Genomic DNA, 20,837 nt, shown 5'->3' with positions numbered 1-20,837 from the left:
TCTGCGCCTTCAGCGCCGCTACGAGCATAAAAATTGCTCCGGCCAGCGGCCGGACACATGGTTGACCGCGATATCGACGCCACGGCGCAACCAGATGGCTGGAAACGCCCCGAGAAAATGCCCGCCGTCGGTTCGTCACGGTAGACTGTTCCGGTATCCCCCGCGCATCGGTGATGTGGTGCGCCGAATGCTTGCTTGCGACTCTGAGGAGAGCTCCCCGACCGTGGCTGCCCAAAACAAATATGGTGCCGATTCGATCAAGGTTCTCGAAGGCCTCGAAGCCGTCCGTAAAAGACCAGGTATGTACATCGGCTCCACCGGTGAACGCGGTCTGCACCACCTGATCTGGGAGGTCGTCGACAACGCCGTCGATGAGGCGATGGCAGGTTTCGCCACCAAAGTGGCGGTGCGCATTCTCGAAGACGGCGGTGTCGAGGTCGTCGACGACGGGCGCGGAATCCCGGTGGCCATGCACTCCACCGGCGTACCCACCGTCGATGTCGTCATGACGGTGCTGCACGCCGGCGGAAAATTCGAAGAAGGCGCCTACAGCGTCTCCGGTGGCCTGCACGGCGTCGGGGTCTCGGTGGTCAACGCGCTGTCCTCGCGCTTGGAAGCCGATATCTTCCGGGACGGCTACGAGTGGTTTCAGACTTACGACAAGTCCGTGCCCGGGACCCTGAAAAAGGGCGAAAAGAGCAGCAAGTCCGGCACCACCATTCGATTCTGGGCCGACCCGGACGTCTTCGAAACCACCAACTACGACTTCGAGACCGTCGCGCGACGTCTGCAGGAGATGGCGTTCCTCAACAAGGGCCTGACCATCGAGCTCACCGATGAGCGGGTGCGCACCGAAGAGGTCGTCGACGAGGTGGTCAGCGACACCGCCGAAGCCCCCAAGTCCGCCGAAGACCAGGCGGCCGAAGCGCAGGCGCCGCACAAGGTCAAGCACCGCGTCTTCCACTATCCGGGCGGTCTGCGCGACTTCGTGAAGCACATCAACCGGACCAAGACATCGATCCACCCGACCATCATCGACTTCGACGGCAAGGGAACCGGTCACGAAGTCGAGATCGCGATGCAGTGGAACGGCGGCTATTCGGAGTCGGTGCACACCTTCGCCAACACCATCAACACCGCGGAGGGTGGCACCCACGAGGAGGGCTTCCGTTCGGCGCTGACCAGCGTGGTGAACAAGTACGCCAAAGACAAGAAGCTGCTCAAGGACAAGGACCCGAACCTCACCGGCGACGACATTCGCGAGGGGTTGGCGGCCGTCATCTCGGTGAAGGTCTCCCAACCGCAGTTCGAGGGCCAGACCAAGACGAAGCTGGGCAACACCGAGGTCAAGTCGTTCGTGCAGAAGGTCTGCAACGAGCAACTCAGCCACTGGTTCGAGGCCAATCCGGCTGAAGCCAAGACGATCATCAACAAGGCGGTGTCGTCGGCGCAAGCCCGGATGGCGGCGCGAAAGGCACGAGAACTGGTGCGCCGCAAGAGCGCCACCGACCTGGGTGGGCTGCCCGGCAAGCTGGCTGACTGCCGCTCGAACGATCCCAGCAAGTGCGAACTGTATGTGGTGGAGGGGGATTCAGCCGGCGGCTCGGCGAAGAGCGGCCGCGACTCGATGTTCCAGGCCATTCTGCCGTTGCGCGGCAAGATCATCAACGTCGAGAAGGCCCGCATCGACCGGGTGCTGAAGAACAACGAAGTCCAGGCGATCATCACCGCGTTGGGAACCGGCATTCACGACGAATTCGACATCACCAAGCTGCGTTATCACAAGATCGTGTTGATGGCCGACGCCGACGTCGACGGCCAGCACATCTCGACGCTGCTGCTCACGCTGCTGTTCCGTTTCATGCGCCCGTTGGTCGAGCACGGCCACGTCTTCCTGGCCCAGCCGCCGCTGTACAAACTCAAGTGGCAGCGCGGTACCGAGGCTGAGTTCGCCTACTCCGACCGGGAACGCGATGGCCTGCTCGAGGCAGGGAAAGCGGCCGGCAAGAAGATCAACGTGGAGGATGGTATCCAGCGTTACAAGGGCCTCGGCGAGATGAACGCCAAGGAACTGTGGGAGACCACAATGGACCCGACCGTTCGGGTGCTGCGCCAGATCACCCTCGACGATGCCGCCGCCGCCGACGAACTCTTCTCGATCCTGATGGGCGAGGACGTCGAGGCACGGCGCAGCTTCATCACCCGCAACGCGAAAGACGTTCGTTTCCTGGATGTTTAGCGATTCATCGCGACACCGGGCTTGCCTGACCGCTGACTGAACGAGGAATAGATGACAGACACCACGCTGCCACCCGGAGACGACTCGGTGGAGCGGATCGAGCCGGTCGACATCCAGCAGGAGATGCAGCGCAGCTACATCGACTATGCGATGAGCGTCATTGTGGGCCGCGCGCTGCCCGAGGTGCGCGACGGTCTGAAGCCGGTGCACCGCCGGGTGCTCTACGCGATGTTCGACTCCGGATTCCGCCCGGACCGCGGCCACGCCAAGTCGGCCCGCTCGGTCGCCGAGACGATGGGTAACTACCACCCGCACGGTGACTCGTCGATCTACGACACCCTGGTCCGGATGGCACAGCCGTGGTCGCTGCGTTATCCGTTGGTGGACGGGCAGGGCAACTTCGGTTCGCCGGGCAACGACCCGCCAGCCGCCATGAGGTACTGCCTCACCGGGGATGCTTTGGTGCGGACGCCTTTCGGTCAGTCCGTACGCATCGGCGATGTCGTGGCGGGTGCTCGGCCTGGCTCCGACAACATCGTCGAACTGAAAGTCCTGGACAGGCACGGCAACCCGGTTGTCGCCGATCGACTGTTCCACTCCGGCGAACATCAGACGCACACGGTGCGGACCACCGAGGGTTACGAAGTCTCCGGTACGGCAAACCACCCGTTGCTGTGCCTGGTCGATGTCGCCGGCATACCGACGCTGCTGTGGAAGTTGGTTGAGGAGATCCGTCCGGGCGATCGGGTCGCACTGCAACGGACTCCGCCGACCGAGTTCGGGCCCGCCGACTGGCACCCCACGATGGAGGCGCTGTTGGCCGGCGCCTTCGTCAGCGAGGGGTTCGTCTCCGAGAACCGTGCTGGCTTCAACAACCTCGACGCCGACTACTTCGGCATGGTTGTCGCCGCCTACGACGCGGTTGTAGGAGGTGCGCGGTATGTGTCGCAGCGCATCATCAAGTCGGGTTCGTTGCTCTATGAGCTGGATATCCAAAACTTGTCGGATCTGAAGCGCTCTCGGCTGGCGGAACTCACCGGTCAACGATCCGCGGCGAAGTCAGTCCCGGAATGGATCTGGCAGTCGCCGGCTGCGGTCAAGCGGGTGTTTCTGCAGGCACTCTTCGAAGGCGATGGTTCCTGCTCGGCCCTGCCGCGCAACACGATTCAGGTTTCATACTCCACCCGCAGTGAACGGCTGGCCAAGGATGTTCAGCAGATGCTGCTGGAGTTCGGCGTCATCTCCCGCCGTTATCGCCACGCTGTCGGCGAGTACAAGGTCGTCATCACCAATCGTGGGCAGGCGGAGCTCTTCGCCAGCCAAATCGGTTTCGGCGGCGTCAAGCAGGACAAGCTCGTCGGAATCCTGTCCGCACTGCCGCCCTGCGCCGGCCTGGACAGCGACCACGTGCCCGGCCTGGCCCGGTTCATCCGCCGGCATTGTGGGAGTCGCTGGGTCGACAAGGACTGGCTGAACCGCCACAACATCGACCGGCTGTCCCGGTGGCGGCGTGATGGCGCAGAGATTCTGTCTCGTATTGCAGACCCGGATGTCCGTGCGATCGCCACCGAGCTCACCGACGGCCGGTTCTACTACGCCGAGGTGGCATCGGTCACCGACGCCGGGGTTCAGCCCGTCTACAGCCTGCGAGTGGACACCGAGGACCACGCCTTCATCTCCAACGGGTTCGTCAGCCACAACACAGAGGCCCGGCTGACCCCGCTGGCCATGGAGATGCTGCGCGAAATCGATGAGGAGACAGTCAATTTCGTCCCGAACTACGACGGTCGGGTCCAGGAACCCACGGTGCTGCCCAGCCGGTTCCCGAATCTGCTGGCCAACGGCTCCGGCGGCATCGCGGTCGGCATGGCGACCAACATCCCGCCACACAACCTGCGCGAACTCGCCGAGGCGGTGTTCTGGTGTCTGGACAACTTCGACGCCGATGAAGAGGCCACCCTGGAAGCGATGATGGAGCGGGTCAAGGGCCCGGACTTCCCCACCTCCGGGCTGATCGTCGGATCGCAGGGCATCGGTGACGCCTACCGGACCGGCCGCGGATCCATCCGGATGCGCGGCGTGGTCGAGATCGAGGAGGACGCGCGAGGCCGCTCCCTGCTGGTCATCACCGAGCTGCCGTATCAGGTGAACCACGACAACTTCATCACGTCGATCGCCGAGCAGGTGCGCGACGGAAAGTTGGTCGGTATCGCCAACATTGAGGACCAGAGCAGCGACCGGGCGGGCTTGCGCATCGTTGTCGAGATCAAACGCGACGCGGTGGCGAAGGTAGTGCTGAACAACCTTTACAAGCACACCCAGCTGCAGACCAGCTTCGGCGCCAACATGCTCTCGATCGTCGACGGGGTGCCGCGCACACTGCGGCTGGATCAGATGATCCGCCACTACGTGGCACACCAGCTCGAGGTGATCGTCCGGCGCACCACCTACCGGCTGCGGAAGGCCAACGAACGGGCGCACATCCTGCGCGGTCTGGTCAAGGCGCTCGACGCCCTCGACGAAGTCATCGCGTTGATCAGGGCCTCGGAGACCGTCGACGTGGCGCGCCAGGGCCTGATCAACCTGCTCGACATCGATGAGATTCAGGCGCAAGCGATTCTGGACATGCAGCTGCGCCGGCTGGCCGCACTGGAGCGCCAGAAGATCATCGACGACCTGGCCAAGATCGAGGCCGAGATCGCCGACCTGGAAGACATCCTGGCCAAGCCGGAGCGGCAACGCGCGATCGTGCATGACGAGCTCGCCGAGATCGTCGAGAAGTACGGCGATGATCGGCGGACCCGGATCATCGCCGCCGACGGCGACGTCGCCGATGAGGATCTGATCGCCCGCGAGGACGTCGTCGTCACCATCACCGAGACCGGCTACGCCAAACGCACCAAAACCGACCTGTACCGCAGTCAGAAGCGCGGCGGCAAGGGCGTGCAGGGCGCCGGCCTCAAGCAGGACGACATCGTCGCGCACTTCTTCGTCTGCTCGACCCACGACTGGATCCTGTTCTTCACCACGCAGGGCCGGGTGTATCGGGCCAAGGCCTACGACCTGCCGGAGGCGCTGCGCACCGCACGCGGTCAGCATGTCGCCAACCTGCTGGCCTTCCAGCCCGAGGAGCGCATCGCCCAGGTCATCCAGATCAAGGGCTACGAGGACGCGCCGTATCTGGTGCTGGCCACGCGCAACGGGCTGGTGAAGAAGTCCAAGCTGACCGATTTCGACTCCAACCGTTCCGGCGGGATCGTCGCGATCAACCTGCGCGACGGGGACGAGTTGGTCGGGGCGATGTTGTGCTCCGCCGAGGATGATCTGCTGCTGGTGTCGGCCCTCGGTCAGTCCATTCGGTTCTCGGCGACCGACGAGGCGCTGCGCCCGATGGGCCGCGCGACGTCGGGCGTTCAGGGCATGCGGTTCAACACCGATGACTACCTGCTGTCGCTCAACGTGGTTCGGGAGGGCACCTATCTGCTGGTGGCCACCGCGGGCGGGTATGCCAAGCGGACCGCGATTGAGGAGTACACCGCGCAGGGCCGGGGCGGCAAGGGCATTCTGACCGTCCAGTACGACAAACGCCGCGGCAGGTTGGTCGGGGCGCTGATCGTCGACGACGACAGTGAGCTCTACGCGATCACCTCCGGTGGCGGGGTGATCCGCACTGCGGCGCAGCAGGTCCGCAAGGCCGGGCGGCAGACCAAGGGCGTTCGGTTGATGAACTTGGGTGAGGGCGACACACTGATAGCGATCGCCCGGAACGCCGACGAAGAGCCGGCCGATGACGAGCCGGCCGATGACGACTCGGGTAGCTGAACCCGACTGGAGTATCCGACCGCCGTGTGGCGCGGATAGGTAAGGAGCGGTGGGTGAGCGCACCGAATGAGCCGGGGCACCCGGGCAACGGCCCGGGCAAGGCCGAGTCCCCGGGCAGCGGTTCGACCGACGCCGCCGGTCAGCGGCCCGCGGCCCGGCCCGGCCGGATCACCGAGACCGGGGAGGCACCGCCCTGGCAGCGCGGGGGCCAGACGCGACCGCCCGCCCCGACCAGGCCCGCCGAACCGACCAGGCCCGCCGAACCGGCACGGCCCGCCGAACCGGTCCGGCCGGCCGAACCCAACGCGGCCGCCCACTCCCCCGGTGTGGACGAGCGGCTGCGCCGCTTCGTCTCCGGCACCGCCGCACCCGGCGCACCGCAGCCGGCGCCGGCGCAACCCGCCCAACCGGCCAAGCCCGCCGCCAAGCCGGCCCAGCCGGTGGCCAAGCCGGCCCAGGCTGCCCAGGCCGCGCCGTCCGAGGACGCCTACGGCAGTGAGCTGCCGGATCTGTCCGAACCGGCCCAGCGTCGGGCCCCGGCCCGGCGCCCGCAGCTGACGGCCGGGCCGCGCGGCCCGGTGCGGGCCAGCATGCAGATCCGGCGGATCGACCCGTGGAGCGCGCTGAAGGTGTCGCTGCTGTTGTCGACGGCGCTGTTCTTCGTCTGGATGATCGCCGTCGCCGTGCTCTACGTCCTGCTGGGTGCGATGGGCGTCTGGAGCAAGCTGAACAGCAACGTGGGCGACTTGTTGACCAATAACAGTGCCGCGGAACTGGTTTCGGGCAGTTCGATCTTCGGCGGCGCAGCCCTGATCGGACTGGTCAACATCGTCGTGCTGACGGCGATGGCCACCCTGGGTGCGGTGATCTACAACCTGAGCACCGACGTCGTGGGCGGTGTCGAGGTGACCCTGGCTGACCGGGACTGACCAGCATTTTGGTCGGGGGGCGTCGGGTGCGGTAATCTCGGCGCTCGGTCGTAGTCGACTACGGGCCTATAGCTCAGGTGGTTAGAGCGCTTCGCTGATAACGAAGAGGTCGGAGGTTCGAGTCCTCCTAGGCCCACGAGTCCCGTCCGGGGCCTTAGCTCAGTTGGTAGAGCGCTGCCTTTGCAAGGCAGATGTCAGGAGTTCGAATCTCCTAGGCTCCACAAGTTCTAAATCTTGTGCTGCGTGTCCACGCTCGGCGGCCGTGGCGAGGGTTCCTCCGGCCGGTCGGACCGGCGGATCAGCACCGCCGCCACACCGCCCACCAGTAACGCCACGCCGGCGGCGCCGACGATCACCCAAGAACGGCGGATACGGCGACGCCGCGGCTCGCCGTAGGCCAGCACGTCCGGCAGCCCGGAAACCAATTCTTGGGCCGCGGCCAACTCCCGCGCGGCGGTGTCGGCGGCATCGGCGACTTGGTCGGCCAGTCGACTCTCCCGGTAGCGCCTGCGCAGTTCCGATGCGCCTCGCTGCACCGCAGCCCCACTGAGCCCGACAGCGCCACGGGCGACATCGACCGGCCCGGCCGCGGTGTGTGCCAGGCCCCGGTTCAGGCGTTCTCGGTGGGTCAGCTGGGTCTCCTTCGACAGTCGCATGAGCCAACGCTACCCGTGACGCAGCGCACCACGCCGCGAATGGCACACTGTCATCCCATGACCACCAGCCCCATCGCCACCGCAACTGCCACGCTGCACACCAACCGCGGCGACATCAAGATCGCGCTGTTCGGCAACCACGCCCCCAAGACCGTCGCCAACTTCGTCGGACTGGCTCAGGGCACCAAGGAGTACTCGACCACCAACGCCTCCGGCGGCTCGTCGGGCCCGTTCTACGACGGTGCGGTGTTCCACCGGGTGATCGGCGGCTTCATGATCCAGGGCGGCGACCCGACCGGCACCGGTCGTGGTGGCCCCGGGTACAAGTTCGAGGACGAGTTCCACCCAGAGTTGGTGTTCGACAAGCCCTACCTGCTGGCGATGGCCAACGCCGGACCCGGCACCAACGGCTCGCAGTTCTTCGTCACGGTTGGTCAGACCCCGCACCTGAACCGCAAGCACACCATCTTCGGCGAGGTCGTCGACCCCGATTCGCAGGCAATCGTGGACGCCATCGCCACCACCCCGACCGACCGTAACGACCGGCCCGCCGAGCCCGTCGTGATCGAGTCGGTGACGGTCTCCTAGCACCCTGGGCAAACCTGGTCAGGGGCCGGTGTAACCGGCCGCTGTCAGGGCATCGAACACGTCGCGGGGGTCGGTCCCGAGGTCCCACCGGGACAGGATCAGCAGCCGATCGTCGGCCGTCTCGATCTCCAGCAGCCGGTGCGTGCGGCCGATTCGCTGGAAGTCGGTGACGCGGACGCGCGTGAGGCTGTCGGGCGCCAGCAGGCGAGTGCTCCACCAGCCACGCACGGCCAGGCCCTGGGCGGTCAGTGCCAGCCTTGGCCGGGACCGCCAGGAGAAGCCGGCAAACACCATCAGGCCGACTCCGGCAATCCCGGCCAGAACTCGCCCGGGCAGGTCTGTGGCGAGCGTCACAGCACTGATAGCTAACACCGCGCCGACAACCGCGCAACCAGCGATTCCCCCGGCAGGTGGCGACCACTGAGTTTGCTGGGGTCGATTCTCAGTCAACGCGACCTGCGGTTTCGAGGTTATCTACAGGGGTTGTCCACAATGGGGATGAATCACATCGATGTGATTGAGCAATCGCTTGGTTCCCCAGCTGGCATCGCCGACGGCGAGATATATCCAAAATCGGGGTCCGGTGCAGCTCAGCGCCAGCGCATGGTGAGCAACAGACCGGTGATCATGAAAGCAAACGCGATCGCGTAGTTCCACGGGCCCAGCTCAGCCATCCAGTTCAGTGCCGCGGGGGTGTCCAACCCGGTGGCCGCCAACTGATACACCATCAGCCACGCCAGCCCGAGGATCATCAACCCCAGAAACAGGGCGACGAACCAAACGCTCGACGGGCCGCCCTTGACCTTGACCGGGGTACGGCTTACCGACGAGGGGGTGAAGCTGGTCTTCTTGCGAACCTTCGACTTGGGCATCGATACCTCGGGACAGTGCGGCGTGAAGCTGCGAGTATGGGTCGGTACGAGATTAACCCAGCCGGGCCCCCAGCCGAGAATTGGCGAGAATTGGAGAGCCGATGCAGCACGATCGGCCGCGGTCCCCCGGCCGCAGCTCCCCATGGCGGTTCGGTGTCCCGCTGGTGTGCCTGTTGGCCGGACTGCTGTTGGCGGCCACCCACGGCGTCTCCGGTGGCAAGGAGATCCGCCGCGGTGATGCGCCCCGCCTGGTCGACCTGGTTCGCGCCACCCAGTCCACGGTGGAAGAGCTCACGGCCAAGCGGGACACGCTGACGACCGCCGTGGGCTCGGTGCACGGCCGGGGTGCCGGTGCGGCGTTGTCGGCGATGCGCAACCGCGCCGATCAAGTGGCCGAGGCCGCCGGACTGGAGGCCGTCCACGGGCCGGGCCTGGTGGTGACCCTCACCGATGCCCAGCGCGACGCCAACGGCCGGTTCCCCAGGGACGCCTCCCCTGACGACCTGGTGGTACACCAGCAGGACATCTCCGCGGTGCTCAACGCGATGTGGAGCGCCGGCGCCGAAGCCGTCCAGATGCAGGATCAGCGGATCACCGCGGAGTCGGCGCCGAGGTGCGTCGGCAACACCCTGCTGCTGGGTGGCCGGACCTACAGCCCGCCCTATGTCGTGACCGCTATCGGCGACCCGGACGCGATGCAGGCCGCGCTGGCCGCCGCTCCCCTGGTCACGCTGTACAAGCAGTACGTGATCCGGTTCGGCCTGGGCTACAGCGAGCAGGTCGGCACGGACCTGCGGGTGGTCGAGACGTCGGGACCCGCCCGGATGCGCTACGCCGTCCCGGCCGGCCCGGTCGACTACTGAACCGTCGCCGTCGACCCGGCGGTAGCCTGTGAGCGTGCGGATTCTGGTCGTCGACAACTACGACAGCTTTGTGTTCAACCTGGTGCAGTATCTGGGCCAGTTGGGTGTGCAGGCTGTCGTGTGGCGCAACGACGACGCGCGCTTGGCCGACCCGGGCGCCCTGGACGAAGTGGTGGCCGACTTCGACGGGGTGTTGCTCAGCCCCGGACCCGGCACGCCGGAACGCGCGGGTGCATCGATCGCCCTGGTCGGCGCTTGCGCCGCGGCTCGGATCCCGGTGCTGGGGGTGTGTCTGGGCCATCAGGCGATCGGCGTTGCGTTCGGCGGTACCGTGGGGCGGGCGCCGGAGCTGCTGCACGGCAAGACCAGCACCGTCTTCCACACCGACACCGGGGTGCTGAAGGGCCTGCCCGATCCGTTCACCGCCACCCGGTACCACTCGTTGACGATCCTGCCCGAGACGCTGCCCGCGGTCTTGGAGGTCACGGCGCGCACCCGCGGCGGGGTGATCATGGCGGTGCGGCACACTGAGCTGCCCATCCACGGAGTGCAGTTCCACCCGGAGTCGATCCTCACCGAGGGCGGCCACCGGATGCTGGCGAACTGGCTGGGCTGCTGCGGCTACCCCTGCGATGACGCCTTGGTGCGGCGATTGGAGGCCGAGATCGCCGCCACGGTGCAGACCGCGCGTCCCGGTTCAGCTCAAGCGATCGCAAGCGCGACGTAGTCGGGCGCTACCGGGTCGCTACTGGCCGAAGCGCAGCGTGACGTTGCCGTCGGTGTTGACGCCCTGGCCGGCCGACGGGCTCTGGTAGAGGATCCGGTTGTGGCCGGAGCCGCCCGCGTCGACGTCGGCGCCCTTGATCAGCATCCCGGTCCAGCCCAAGGCGCGCAGCTGAGGTTCGGCGTCGGTCCAGAACATCCCGGTCACATCCGGCATGACGAACTGGTTGCCGCGCGACACCCGCAGCTCGATCACCGCGTCGACGGGTGTGGTCTCACCGGTGGGCGGACTGGTGGCGATCACCTCGCCGGCCGGGCGGGGGCTGTCCACCGTCACCTCGGTGAACTTGGTGAAGCCGTAGACGGTCAGGTTCTTCTGCGCCAGCTCCACCGTCTGGCCGGTGACGTCCGGGACGGCCTTGGTGGCCGGGCCGCTGCCGATCACGATGACGATCTCGTTGGTGATCGCGGTGGTCTGATTGGCCGGCGGGTTGGTGCCGACCACCTTGTCCTTCAGCTCCGGGGTCGACGGCGAGTCGACCTGCTTGAACCTGCCGAACCCGGCGGAAGTCAGTTTCTTGACCGCGTCGGCATAGCTCAGCGAGGCCACGTCGGGCACCTGGCGCTGCTCGGGCCCGTAGGACACGTTGACGGTGATCTTGTCGCCCTTGTTCGCCGGGGCGCCGGCGGGCGGGTCGGTGCTGATCACGTGGTCCGGCGGGACGTCGGAGTCCGACCGCTGGTCGGTGCGGGTCTTGAAGCCCTTGTTCTGCAGCTCGGCGATCGCGTCGACCGAAGCTCGACCGCGTACGTCGGGAACCTGGATCTGATGGGTGCGGCCGCCGAAACTGTTGATCGACACGGTGACGATGACGGTCAGCACCGCCAGCACGATCGCGGCGATCAGCCACCGGCCCACCGAACCCGGCCGCTCGTGGCCGAAGTCGAGTTCCTGGCGGGGCAGCGGGTCGGTGTGGGCCGCACCGCCCTCGCCGGCCCGGGCGGGCATCATCGAGGCGCGGTCGGCGTCGGTGAGCACCCGGGGGGCTTCGGGCTTCTCCCCGTTGTGGACCCGCACCAGGTCGGTGCGCATCTCGGCCGCCGTCTGGTAGCGGTTATCCGGATTCTTCGCCAGGGCTTTGAGCACCACCGCGTCAAGGTCGGCGGACAGGCCGGGGTGGCGCACCGACGGCGGCACCGGGTCTTCGCGGACGTGCTGGTAGGCCACCGCCACCGGAGAGTCGCCGACGAAAGGTGGGTCGCCGGTGAGGATTTCGTACAACACGCAGCCCAGCGAGTACACGTCCGAGCGTGCGTCGACTGATTCACCGCGGGCTTGCTCGGGCGAAAGATACTGGGCGGTGCCGATCACCGCCGCCGTCTGGGTGACGCTGTTGCCGGCGTCGGCGACCGCGCGGGCGATGCCGAAGTCCATCACCTTCACCGCGTTGTGCTTGTCGATCATGATGTTGGCCGGCTTGACGTCGCGGTGGACGATGCCGTGCTGGTGGCTGAAGTTCAGCGCCTGGCAGGCATCGGCGATCACCTCGATGGCGCGGGTCGGCGGCATCGGACCGTCGTTCTGCACGATGTCACGCAGCGTCACGCCCTCGACGAGCTCCATCACGATGTAGGGCAGCGGACCGGCCGGGGTGTCGGCTTCGCCGGTGTCGTACACCGCGACGATCGCCGGGTGGTTCAGGGCGGCCGCGTTCTGCGCCTCCCGCCGGAACCGCAGATAGAAGCTCGGGTCGCGGGCCAGGTCGGCGCGCAGCACCTTGACGGCCACGTCGCGGTGCAAGCGGGTGTCGACCGCGCGGTGCACCTCCGACATGCCGCCGAAGCCGAGGATCTCGCCGAGTTCATAGCGGTCGGAGAGCCGCTGCGGGGTGGTCATCGTGAAGTCCCCGAGAAGGTCCAGCCGGAGGAGTGCGCGGGCGGTGACTCGGGGCTCGACGACTCGACCGTCGGCCCACCGGTGTCGGTGACGGTGGCCGGTGCCAGCGATCCGCCCGGGCTCTTGGCGTTGACCACGATCAGCACCGCGATGATGATCGCCAGCGTGCCCAGCACCCCGGCCGCCCACAGCAGCGCGCGCTGCCCGGCGGTGAAGGTGCGACGCGGCGCCGGCGGCCGGTGGTTACCGGTGCCGGGCCGGGCCCGCCTTGCCGCGGTGGCCCTTGCCGACACCGGTGGCGCGATCCGGGTCGCCGCCGTCGACGGGATCGCCGACGGCGCGGCACGCCCCACCGGCAACGATTGGCTGGGCCGGGTCGGTCGCCGGCCGGAGCGCACCGCGGCCACCGCGTCGGCGAACGGGCCGCCGCTGCGATAGCGCGAACCGGGATTCTTGGCCAGGGTGATCTCGATGAGCTCACGCACGTTGGGCGGCAGCTCGGCCGGCAACGGCGGCGGCGGCTCCTTGATGTGCTTCATCGCGACGGTCAGGGCGCCGTCCCCGGTGAACGGACGCCGGCCGGAGAGCACCTCGTAGCCGACCACACCCAGGGAATACACGTCACTGGCCGCGGTGGCGTCCTGCCCGAGGGCCTGCTCGGGGGCGATGTATTGGGCGGTGCCCATCACCATGCCGGTCTGGGTGACCGGGGCGGCGTCGACGGCCTTGGCGATACCGAAGTCGGTGATCTTCACCTGGCCGGTGGGCGTGATCATGATGTTGCCGGGCTTGACGTCGCGGTGCACCAGCCCGGTGCTGTGCGCTACCTGCAGGGCCCGGCCGGTCTGCTCCAGCATGTCCAGGGCGTGGCGCAGCGACAGCCGACCGGTCCGTTTGAGCACCGAGTTCAGCGGCTCGCCGTTGACCAGCTCCATCACCAGGAACGCGGTGCGGCCCTCGCCGTCCAGGTCGGTCTCGCCGTAGTCGTGCACGCTGGCGATGCCCGGGTGATTCAGCATGGCGGTGTTGCGTGCCTCGGCGCGGAACCGCTCGATGAACTCCGGGTCGGACGAGAACTCGGGTTTGAGCACCTTGACCGCCACCCGGCGGCCCAGCCGGTTGTCGACGGCTTCCCACACCTGGCCCATGCCGCCGGTGGCGATGAGCCGCTGCAACCGGTAGCGCCCGGCCAGCGCAGCCCCGACCTGCGGACTCATGATCGCCCCTGTAGCGCGGCTTCGATGACGGCCCGACCGATCGGCGCGGCCAGTGCGCCGCCGGTCGCCGCCAAGCGGTCGCCGCCGTCTTCCACCACGACGGCGACGGCCACCTTCGGGTCGTTGGCCGGGGCGAACGCGATGTACCAAGCGTGCGGCGGAGTGTTCCGCGGATCGGGACCGTGCTCGGCGGTGCCGGTCTTCGACGCGATCTGTACGCCCGGGATGGCCCCCTCCTGCTGGGTCACTCTTTCGGCGTCGATCATCAGGTCCGTTAGCTTAGCCGCGACCTGCGAGGACACCGCACGACGTTGTTCGCGGGGTTGCGTTGTCGCGATGCCGGCCAGGTCCGGCCCCTCCAACCCCTCGACCAGGTACGGCTGCATCGTCAACCCGCTGTTGGCGATGGTCGCCGCGATCAGCGCGTTCTTCAGCGGCGTCACCGCGACGTCCTTCTGGCCGATGCTGGTCATCCCCAGCGCGGCGGCGTCGCGGATCGGGCCGACAGTGGACTCGGCCACCTGCAGCGGGATGGGTTCGGGTGTGATGTCCAGCCCGAACCCCTGGGCAGTGGTCCGCAGGGCGTCGGCGCCGGTGCGGATACCCAACTGGACGAAGGCGGTGTTGCAGGATCGGGCGAACGCCACCCGCAGCGGGACGGTCTGCTCGCTGCCCTCGCAGGTGTTGCCGCCGAAGTTCTCCAGCCGGACGGTGCTGTCGGGCAGCGAGATGCGCGCCGCGTTCGTCAGCGGCTCGTTCTCGTTGATGCCCGCCTGCAGCGCGGCCGCGGTGGTGATCACCTTGAAGGTCGACCCGGGCGGGTAGGTCTCGCTGATGGCGCGGTTGGTCAGCGGCGAGTTGGGGTTGTCGCGCAGTCGCTGCCAGGCCCGGCCCTGCTGCACCGAGTCGTGTGAGGACAACTGGTTGGGGTCATACGACGGCGCCGATACCAGCGCCAGGATCTTGCCGGTGGACGGTTCCAGGGCTACTACCGCCCCGCGACAGCCGCCGGAGCAGCCTTTCTGCATCGCCTCCCAGCCGGCCTGCTGCACCCGGGGCCGGATGGTGGTCTCCACGGTGCCGCCGCGGGGGCTGCGGCCGGTGAAGAAGTCGGCCAGGCGCAGCCCGAACAGCCGTGGATCCGATCCGTTGAGCACGGTGTCCTCGGCGCGCTCGAGGCCGCTGCTGGAGTAACGCAGCGAGTAGAACCCGGTGATCGGCGCGTAAATGGCGGGGTCGGGATAGATGCGCTGGTATTTGATCCGGCCGTCGGTGGCGACCGAGTAGGCCAGCAGTTGCCCGGAGGCGGTGATCTGGCCGCGCTGGCGGGAGTATTCGTCGAGCAGCACCCGCTGATTGCGGGGGTCGGCGCGCAGCCCGTCGGCGGCGAAGACCTGGGTCAGTGTGGCGTTACCCAACAGCAGCACGATCAGCGCCATCAGGGTCATCGTGACGCGGCGCAGGGAGGTGTTCATACGCGCTCGATCACCGCCGTGCCGCTGTCGCCGAGCGAGGAGGTGCGCTGCGGCTGGGTGCTCAGCGGGCGCCGGGCGGCGTGCGAGACGCGCAGCAGGATCGCCAGCAGCACGTAGTTGGCCAGCAACGACGATCCGCCGTAGGACAGCCACGGTGTGGTGAGCCCGGTCAGCGGAATCAGCTTCGTGACGCCGCCGACCACGATGAACAACTGGATGCCCAGGGTGGCGGCCAAGCCGGCCGCCAGCAGCTTGCCGAAGCTGTCACGGACCGCGATCGCCGTCCGCATGCCTCGGACGATGACGATCGTGTACAGGATGAGCACACCGGCCAGCCCCACCAGACCCAGTTCCTCGCCGAACGCGGCGATGATGAAGTCCGTCGACGCCGCGGGCACGTAGCCGGGCTGGCCGTTGCCCAGCCCGGTGCCGAAGATGCCGCCGGTGGCGAAGCTGAACAGCGACTGCACCATCTGGTAGCCGACGCCTTCGGGGTCGGCGAACGGGTCCAGCCAGGTCTGCACCCGCACCCGGACATGGCTGAACAGGAAGTAGGCGGCGACGCTGCCGACAGTGAACAGGAGCATCCCGATCACCATCCAGCTGAACCGGCGGGTGGCCAGGTACACCACCACCAAAAACGACGCGTACAGCAGCAGCGAGGTGCCGAGGTCCTTCTCGAACGCCATCACGCCGACCGAGATCACCCAGGCGGCCAGCAGCGGCGCCAGGTCGCGCGGGCGGGGCAGGTTCATACCCAGCACGTGCTTGCCGGCGCTGGTGAACAGCCGGCGCTTGGAGACGAGCACCGCGGCGAAGAAGATCAGCAGCAGGATCTTGGAGAACTCAGCAGGCTGAATCGAGAAGCCGGGCAGGCGAATCCAGATCTTGGCGCCCTGTCGCTCCGACAGCGAGGCCGGCAAGAGCGCGGGGATCACCAGCAGCACCAGACCCGCCAGCCCGCAGACGTAACCGCTGCCGGCGAGCTGGCGGTGGTCCTTGAGCAGCTCGAGCACCAGGGCGAAGACGATGACGCCGACCAGAGTCCACAGCATCTGGGAGCCGGCACCCGGGCGGGCGTCGGCGCCGTCGAGCCCGACGCCCAGATCGATGCGGTGAATCATCACCAGCCCCAGCCCGTTGAGCAGGGCCACCACCGGCAGCAGCAGCGGGTCGGCGTAACGCGCCGAGCGCCGGATGACCAGGTGCGCGAAGGCGAACAACACCAAAAACGCTGTCCCGTAGCCGACCAGGTCCCAGCGCAGGCCTTGTTCGTGGCCGGCCTCCACGATCAGCATCGCCACCGCGATGATCATGGTCGCGAAGCACAGCAGCAACAGTTCGGCGTTGCGCCGATCCGGCAGCGCCGGGGTCAGTGCCACCGGCGGCTGCGGCGCGGTGCTCAATTCGCGCCGCTCGATCTCATCGCTCGGTCCCCCGCGAGCGGGTGGGGGTACCTCCCACTGGTGGGGGCGTGCCCCCACTGCATCGTCGCCGGCGCGGGTCATGAGGCCGCCCGGCAGTCGGTCCCCGGTTCTGACGGGACCGGCGGCAAGTTGGTCAGGGTGGGCAGGCTGGGCGCCCCGGAGGTCGGTGTGGACTGGGACGGGCCGGGCCGCGGACCGGTCGGGGCCGGGCCGGGATCGGGGGCGCGCGAGGTTGTCGAACCGCTGTCGTCGGTCTTCCCGGCGGTGGTCCGCGACTGGCACAGCGGCAGCAGCGAGTCGCGGGTCAGGTTGCGCAGCTGGGTGATCGCGTCGTCGAGGGTGCCGGCCGGCAGGCCGTTGCTGACCTGCTGACGGGCCGGTGCGCGCAGGTCCTGCAACGTCATCAGCCGGCAGTTCAGCTTGTCACCGGACTGGCTGAAGCTGACCTGCACCAGTTCGCCGCGGCTGTCGAGGCAGCCGAGCAGGTAGGGCTCCTGCAGCGGCACGCCGAGGATCGAACCCTGTACGCCGCGCATGATCGCCACGGTGCCGCCGTAGGCGGTGAGGTAATAGTTGGTCCGGATGATCGCCCGTCCGACCAACAGCGCGGCGGCCAGCAGGACCAGCAGCAACACCGCGGCGATGAACATGCGGCGACGGGACCGGGGCGGCTGGGTCAGGGTTTCGATCCGCGGCAGCACCCGCTTGGCGACCGTCTTGCGCGGGGAGATCGCCGAGGCCCGCCCGGCGGCGGTGTTGAGGGCGGCGAGATGGTCGTCGTCGTTGTCGGAGACCGCCCCTGCCAGGATCGGCTGGGTCTGGCCGTAGTCGACGTCGACCACATCGGCCACCACCACCGTCACGTTGTCCGGGCCCCCGCCGCGCAGCGCCAACTCGATCAGCCGCAGCGCGCTGTCGTTGACGTCGGGGATCTCCAGCGCCTCGTGGATGGTCTCGGTGCTCACCGGGTCGGACAGCCCGTCGGAGCACAACAGGTAGCGGTCGCCGGCCTGCGCCTCGCGCATGATCAGCGTCGGCTCCACCTCGTGGCCGGTCAGCGCCCGCATGATCAGGGACCGCTGCGGGTGGCTGTGGGCCTCCTCCAAGGTGATGCGTCCCTCGTCGACCAGGGTCTGAACGAAGGTGTCGTCCTTGGTGATCTGGCTGAGCTCGCCGTCGCGCAGCAGGTAACCGCGCGAGTCACCGATATGGGCCAGCCCCAGTCGCGGGGCGGCGAACAGGATCGCGGTCAGAGTGGTGCCCATGCCCTCGAGCTCCGGGTGCTCCTCGACGTAGGCCGCGATCGCCGAATTACCCTCCTGCACGGCTGATTCCAGCTTCGCCAGCAGGTCGCCGCCCGGCTCGTCGTCGTCGAGATGGGCCAGCGCGGCGATCACCAGCTGAGAGGCGACCTCACCGGCTGCGTGGCCGCCCATGCCGTCGGCCAGCGCCAGCAGCCGGGCACCGGCGTAGACGGAGTCCTCATTGTTGGAGCGCACGAGGCCGCGGTCGCTGCGGGCGGCGTAGCGCAGAACCAGGCTCACCGGCGGAGCTCGATCGCGGTCTTGCCGATTCGTATCGGCGTCCCGATGGAAACCCGTACCGCTGTGGTCACCTTCACCCTGTCAAGGTAGGTGCCGTTGGTCGAGCCGAGGTCCTCGACATACCATTCCGACCCCCGTTGAGATAGCCGGGCGTGCCGGGTGGACGCGTAGTCGTCGGTGAGGACCAGGGTGGAATCGTCCGCGCGGCCGATCAGAACCGGCTGGTCACTGAGCGCGATCCGGGCCCCGGTCAGCGGTCCCTCCGTCACCACCAGGTGGCGGGCGGTGGTGCGTTGCTGGCGCGAAGGCAGCAGCACGCCCCGGATCGACAGGCCGCGGCGCACCATCACCGCGCCGGTGGGCGCGTAGATGTCGGTCCGCAGTATCCGCAGCACCGACCAGATGAACAGCCACAGCAAAGTCAAAAAACCGGCTCGCGTCAGCTGCAGCACAAGTCCCTGCATCCGGCGTCCTCTCCGTCCTTGCGCCGTCCATGTCGTGCTCACGGCGGAGCACTTCGGCAAAGTCACGATACTTGGACGCGGGTGGCCGTAGGGCAAAGCGGGAGGGCTTTGCTGTTCCGGCCGGTTCGGCGTGGGCTTCGGTTGCGCCTAGTGGACCCGGACGATGATCTCGGAGTGTCCCAGCCGGATCACGTCGCCGTCGGCCAGCTGCCACTCCTGGACCGGGGCGTTGTTCACCGTGGTGCCGTTGGTGGAGTTCAGGTCGGACAGCAGAGCCACCCGGCCGTCCCAGCGAATCTCCAGGTGCCGGCGCGACACCCCGGTGTCCGGCAGCCGGAACTGGGCGTCCTGACCGCGGCCCACCACGTTGGTGCCTTCATGCAGCTGGTAGGTCCGGCCGCTGCCGTCGTCGAGCTGCAGGGTGACCGAGGCCGGCGCCGAGTAGGCGCGCTGGCCGTAGCCGCCACCCGGAGCGTCATAGCCGCCCGGGGCCTGCGGCTGGCCGTAGTCGTAGCCCGCCTGGGCCTCGCTGTAGCCACCGGGCACCTGCTGGCCGTAGTCGTAGCCGGCCGGGGCGCCCTGGGACTCGCCGTAGCGGTAGTCGGGCTGGCCGTAGTCCTGCCGACCGTAGGACGGCGCGCCCTGGTCCGGGTAGCTCGGGCCGCCCTGGTCGGGGTAGCTCGGGCCGCCTTGGTCCGGGTAGGAGGGGCGCTGCTCGGGCTGAGCCTCGGGGTAGCCCCCAGGCTGGGAGTAGTCGTCGTGGCGGGCCGGGGGGCGCTCGTAGTCGCCATAGCCGGGCTGGCCGCCCCCGCCCGGGTAGGCCGGCGGCGGCTGTTGCTGCGGGTAGCCCGGTTCATAACCGCCGGGAGCGCCGTAGCCGCTCGGCGGGCGCTGCTCGTAGGACTGCGGGTAGCCGCCCTGACCGCCCGGGTAACCACCCTGCTCGGGATAACCACCTTGCTCGGGATAACCACCTTGCTCGGGGTAACCACCTTGCTCGGGGTAGCCGCCCTGCTCGGGCCGACGGGGTGGGGCATAGCCGCCTTGCTCGGGGTAGCCGCCCTGCTCGGGGTAACCGCCGCCGCGCTGGTCCTGCTGGTAGGGGTCGGGCTCCTGCTGGTAGGGGCCACGGGGATCCTGGCCGCCGCGCACATCGTCGGCCGGCCGACCGTGGCGCGGGTCGTAATAGTCGTCGCCGGGACGGTCCTGCCCGTGGGCACCGCGGTAGCTCGGGTTGTCAGTCATCGGTGGCACTCCTGATTCTGCGGTAAACGCATGAACTGATTGTGGCGGGCGGGATTCACTGACCGTGTGGTCGGGGCGGGCGTCTGGGTTGACAGCGCCCCGCGTGCGGACCTGACCGGTACGCAGACTCGGCGCCTGCTCGAACCGGACAACCACATCACCATACGTTTGCCACCCCTGTTCGCCGATATATCCGGCCAAATGCCGGGCAAAGGCCTTCGATGTCAATTCCTGGTCGGCGCCCACTTTGTCGTAGTCGTCCACACCGAGGGTAATGACGTATTCGTTGGGCGCCAAAAGCTGATTTCCGGCCAATGCCCGCACCCCCGCGGCGGCCTCGCGGCGCAAGGCGGCCTCAACCTCCTCGGGGACGACCTCCCCACCGAAGACCATGGCCATCGCATCCTCCACGGCGGATTCGAGCTTGCGCTCGATGCGCTGAACCAGCCCGCGCTGGCTGTCCATCCGCTGCCCGCCTCACTCGCCGTCGTCAGTTCGTCGTGGTGGGGGACGCGCCGCTGCGGCGTGTCGCTGCGCTGCATCCGCCTTGGACATGGTATCGACCCGGCGTGTCACCGCGGCACCCTTGTACGGCGGAGAATCGGATAAGACCAGGTCACGATGGGGTCACGGGCAGCGGATCGGGCTCTGGCAGCGGCGATGAGCCGACCTCCGAGGGCCCCCGGCGCCCGTGATAGGCTCCCCCGGTCGCTCGGGCGAGTGGCGGAATGGCAGACGCGCTGGCTTCAGGTGCCAGTGTCCTTCGGGACGTGGGGGTTCAAGTCCCCCTTCGCCCACATTGTGATGAGTCGCGTCATAGGTGACATCTGAGTCGCGTCATCGGTTACAGATTGCCCTGGCTTTTGCCGGGGCTTT

16 protein-coding genes and 3 tRNA genes are annotated in these 20,837 nt (G+C 67.9%); 9 read left to right on the top strand and 10 right to left on the bottom strand.

The window, feature by feature from the left end; all coding sequences use genetic code 11:
* The first annotated feature begins 187 nt into the window (after window positions 1-187).
* From gyrB to ACZYY4_RS12135, 5 genes are all read left to right on the top strand, one after another.
* Window positions 188-2,239 (top strand): DNA topoisomerase (ATP-hydrolyzing) subunit B, encoded by a 2,052-nt coding sequence (gyrB, locus tag ACZYY4_RS12155; protein ID WP_463810241.1) that lies wholly within the window; start codon window positions 188-190, stop codon window positions 2,237-2,239.
* A gap of 51 nt (window positions 2,240-2,290) precedes the next feature.
* A complete protein-coding gene (gene gyrA / locus ACZYY4_RS12150) occupies window positions 2,291-6,061 on the top strand; it encodes an intein-containing DNA gyrase subunit A (RefSeq protein ID WP_463810240.1) in 3,771 nt (1,256 codons plus the stop codon).
* 53 nt (window positions 6,062-6,114) lie between these two features.
* Complete coding sequence (locus tag ACZYY4_RS12145; protein WP_463810239.1) at window positions 6,115-6,990, top strand: DUF3566 domain-containing protein; 876 nt, start codon at window positions 6,115-6,117, stop codon at window positions 6,988-6,990.
* A 62-nt stretch (window positions 6,991-7,052) separates the two neighbouring features.
* Window positions 7,053-7,126: transfer RNA gene (locus ACZYY4_RS12140), tRNA-Ile, on the top strand.
* 12 nt (window positions 7,127-7,138) lie between these two features.
* Window positions 7,139-7,211, top strand: a tRNA-Ala gene (locus ACZYY4_RS12135).
* Window positions 7,212-7,217: 6 nt separating this feature from the next.
* On the opposite strand, the gene cwsA is transcribed toward ACZYY4_RS12135, so the two are convergent.
* Window positions 7,218-7,646, bottom strand: coding sequence for a cell wall synthesis protein CwsA (gene cwsA / locus ACZYY4_RS12130; protein WP_463810238.1), 429 nt, complete (start codon window positions 7,644-7,646; stop codon window positions 7,218-7,220).
* A gap of 57 nt (window positions 7,647-7,703) precedes the next feature.
* On the opposite strand from cwsA, the gene ACZYY4_RS12125 reads away from it, so the two are divergent.
* Window positions 7,704-8,234, top strand: a complete 531-nt coding sequence (locus ACZYY4_RS12125) for a peptidylprolyl isomerase (RefSeq protein ID WP_463810237.1) — start codon at window positions 7,704-7,706, stop codon at window positions 8,232-8,234.
* An 18-nt stretch (window positions 8,235-8,252) separates the two neighbouring features.
* Here the strand turns inward: ACZYY4_RS12125 and ACZYY4_RS12120 are convergent, their stop codons facing one another.
* The gene (locus tag ACZYY4_RS12120) at window positions 8,253-8,684 is read right to left on the bottom strand and encodes a PH domain-containing protein (RefSeq protein ID WP_463810236.1); all 432 of its coding nucleotides are present in this window, start codon (window positions 8,682-8,684) and stop codon (window positions 8,253-8,255) included.
* Between the two features lie 140 nt (window positions 8,685-8,824).
* Window positions 8,825-9,106: a cell division protein CrgA gene (gene crgA / locus ACZYY4_RS12115; RefSeq protein ID WP_463810235.1), complete on the bottom strand. Its 282-nt coding sequence runs from the start codon at window positions 9,104-9,106 to the stop codon at window positions 8,825-8,827.
* A gap of 101 nt (window positions 9,107-9,207) precedes the next feature.
* Here crgA and ACZYY4_RS12110 point away from each other — a divergent pair, with 101 nt between their 5' ends.
* Together ACZYY4_RS12110 and ACZYY4_RS12105 are read left to right on the top strand one after the other, a co-directional pair.
* On the top strand, window positions 9,208-9,969 hold the full coding sequence (locus ACZYY4_RS12110) for a DUF881 domain-containing protein (protein ID WP_463810234.1): 762 nt from the start codon (window positions 9,208-9,210) through the stop codon (window positions 9,967-9,969).
* A 34-nt stretch (window positions 9,970-10,003) separates the two neighbouring features.
* A complete protein-coding gene (locus ACZYY4_RS12105) occupies window positions 10,004-10,696 on the top strand; it encodes an aminodeoxychorismate/anthranilate synthase component II (protein WP_463810233.1) in 693 nt (230 codons plus the stop codon).
* An 18-nt stretch (window positions 10,697-10,714) separates the two neighbouring features.
* Here the strand turns inward: ACZYY4_RS12105 and pknB are convergent, their stop codons facing one another.
* From pknB to ACZYY4_RS12070, 7 genes are all read right to left on the bottom strand, one after another.
* A complete protein-coding gene (pknB, locus tag ACZYY4_RS12100; RefSeq protein ID WP_463810232.1) occupies window positions 10,715-12,589 on the bottom strand; it encodes a Stk1 family PASTA domain-containing Ser/Thr kinase in 1,875 nt (624 codons plus the stop codon).
* Window positions 12,586-13,806 (bottom strand): protein kinase domain-containing protein, encoded by a 1,221-nt coding sequence (locus ACZYY4_RS12095; protein WP_463810231.1) that lies wholly within the window; start codon window positions 13,804-13,806, stop codon window positions 12,586-12,588. Before ACZYY4_RS12095 ends, pknB begins: the two co-directional genes overlap by 4 nt.
* A complete protein-coding gene (gene pbpA / locus ACZYY4_RS12090; protein ID WP_463810230.1) occupies window positions 13,803-15,281 on the bottom strand; it encodes a D,D-transpeptidase PbpA in 1,479 nt (492 codons plus the stop codon). The genes ACZYY4_RS12095 and pbpA overlap by 4 nt, the downstream gene beginning before the upstream one ends.
* Window positions 15,278-16,687, bottom strand: a complete 1,410-nt coding sequence (locus tag ACZYY4_RS12085; RefSeq protein ID WP_463810430.1) for an FtsW/RodA/SpoVE family cell cycle protein — start codon at window positions 16,685-16,687, stop codon at window positions 15,278-15,280. The genes pbpA and ACZYY4_RS12085 overlap by 4 nt, the downstream gene beginning before the upstream one ends.
* A 98-nt stretch (window positions 16,688-16,785) precedes the next feature.
* Window positions 16,786-18,252 carry a PP2C family protein-serine/threonine phosphatase gene (locus tag ACZYY4_RS12080; protein WP_463810229.1) on the bottom strand — a complete coding sequence of 489 codons (1,467 nt, stop codon included), beginning with the start codon at window positions 18,250-18,252 and terminating at the stop codon, window positions 16,786-16,788.
* A complete protein-coding gene (locus ACZYY4_RS12075; RefSeq protein ID WP_463810228.1) occupies window positions 18,249-18,716 on the bottom strand; it encodes an FHA domain-containing protein FhaB/FipA in 468 nt (155 codons plus the stop codon). The genes ACZYY4_RS12080 and ACZYY4_RS12075 overlap by 4 nt, the downstream gene beginning before the upstream one ends.
* A gap of 147 nt (window positions 18,717-18,863) precedes the next feature.
* Window positions 18,864-20,426, bottom strand: a complete 1,563-nt coding sequence (locus ACZYY4_RS12070; protein WP_463810227.1) for a DUF3662 and FHA domain-containing protein — start codon at window positions 20,424-20,426, stop codon at window positions 18,864-18,866.
* Between the two features lie 249 nt (window positions 20,427-20,675).
* Between ACZYY4_RS12070 and ACZYY4_RS12065 the strand changes: the two genes are divergently transcribed.
* Window positions 20,676-20,758, top strand: a tRNA-Leu gene (locus ACZYY4_RS12065).
* Window positions 20,759-20,837 lie beyond the last annotated feature (79 nt).

It is taken from the genome of Mycobacterium sp. IDUB_21 (assembly GCF_055419425.1).
Note: the sequence above shows the minus strand (reverse complement) of the source record. Positions and strands in the feature narration are given on the sequence as shown.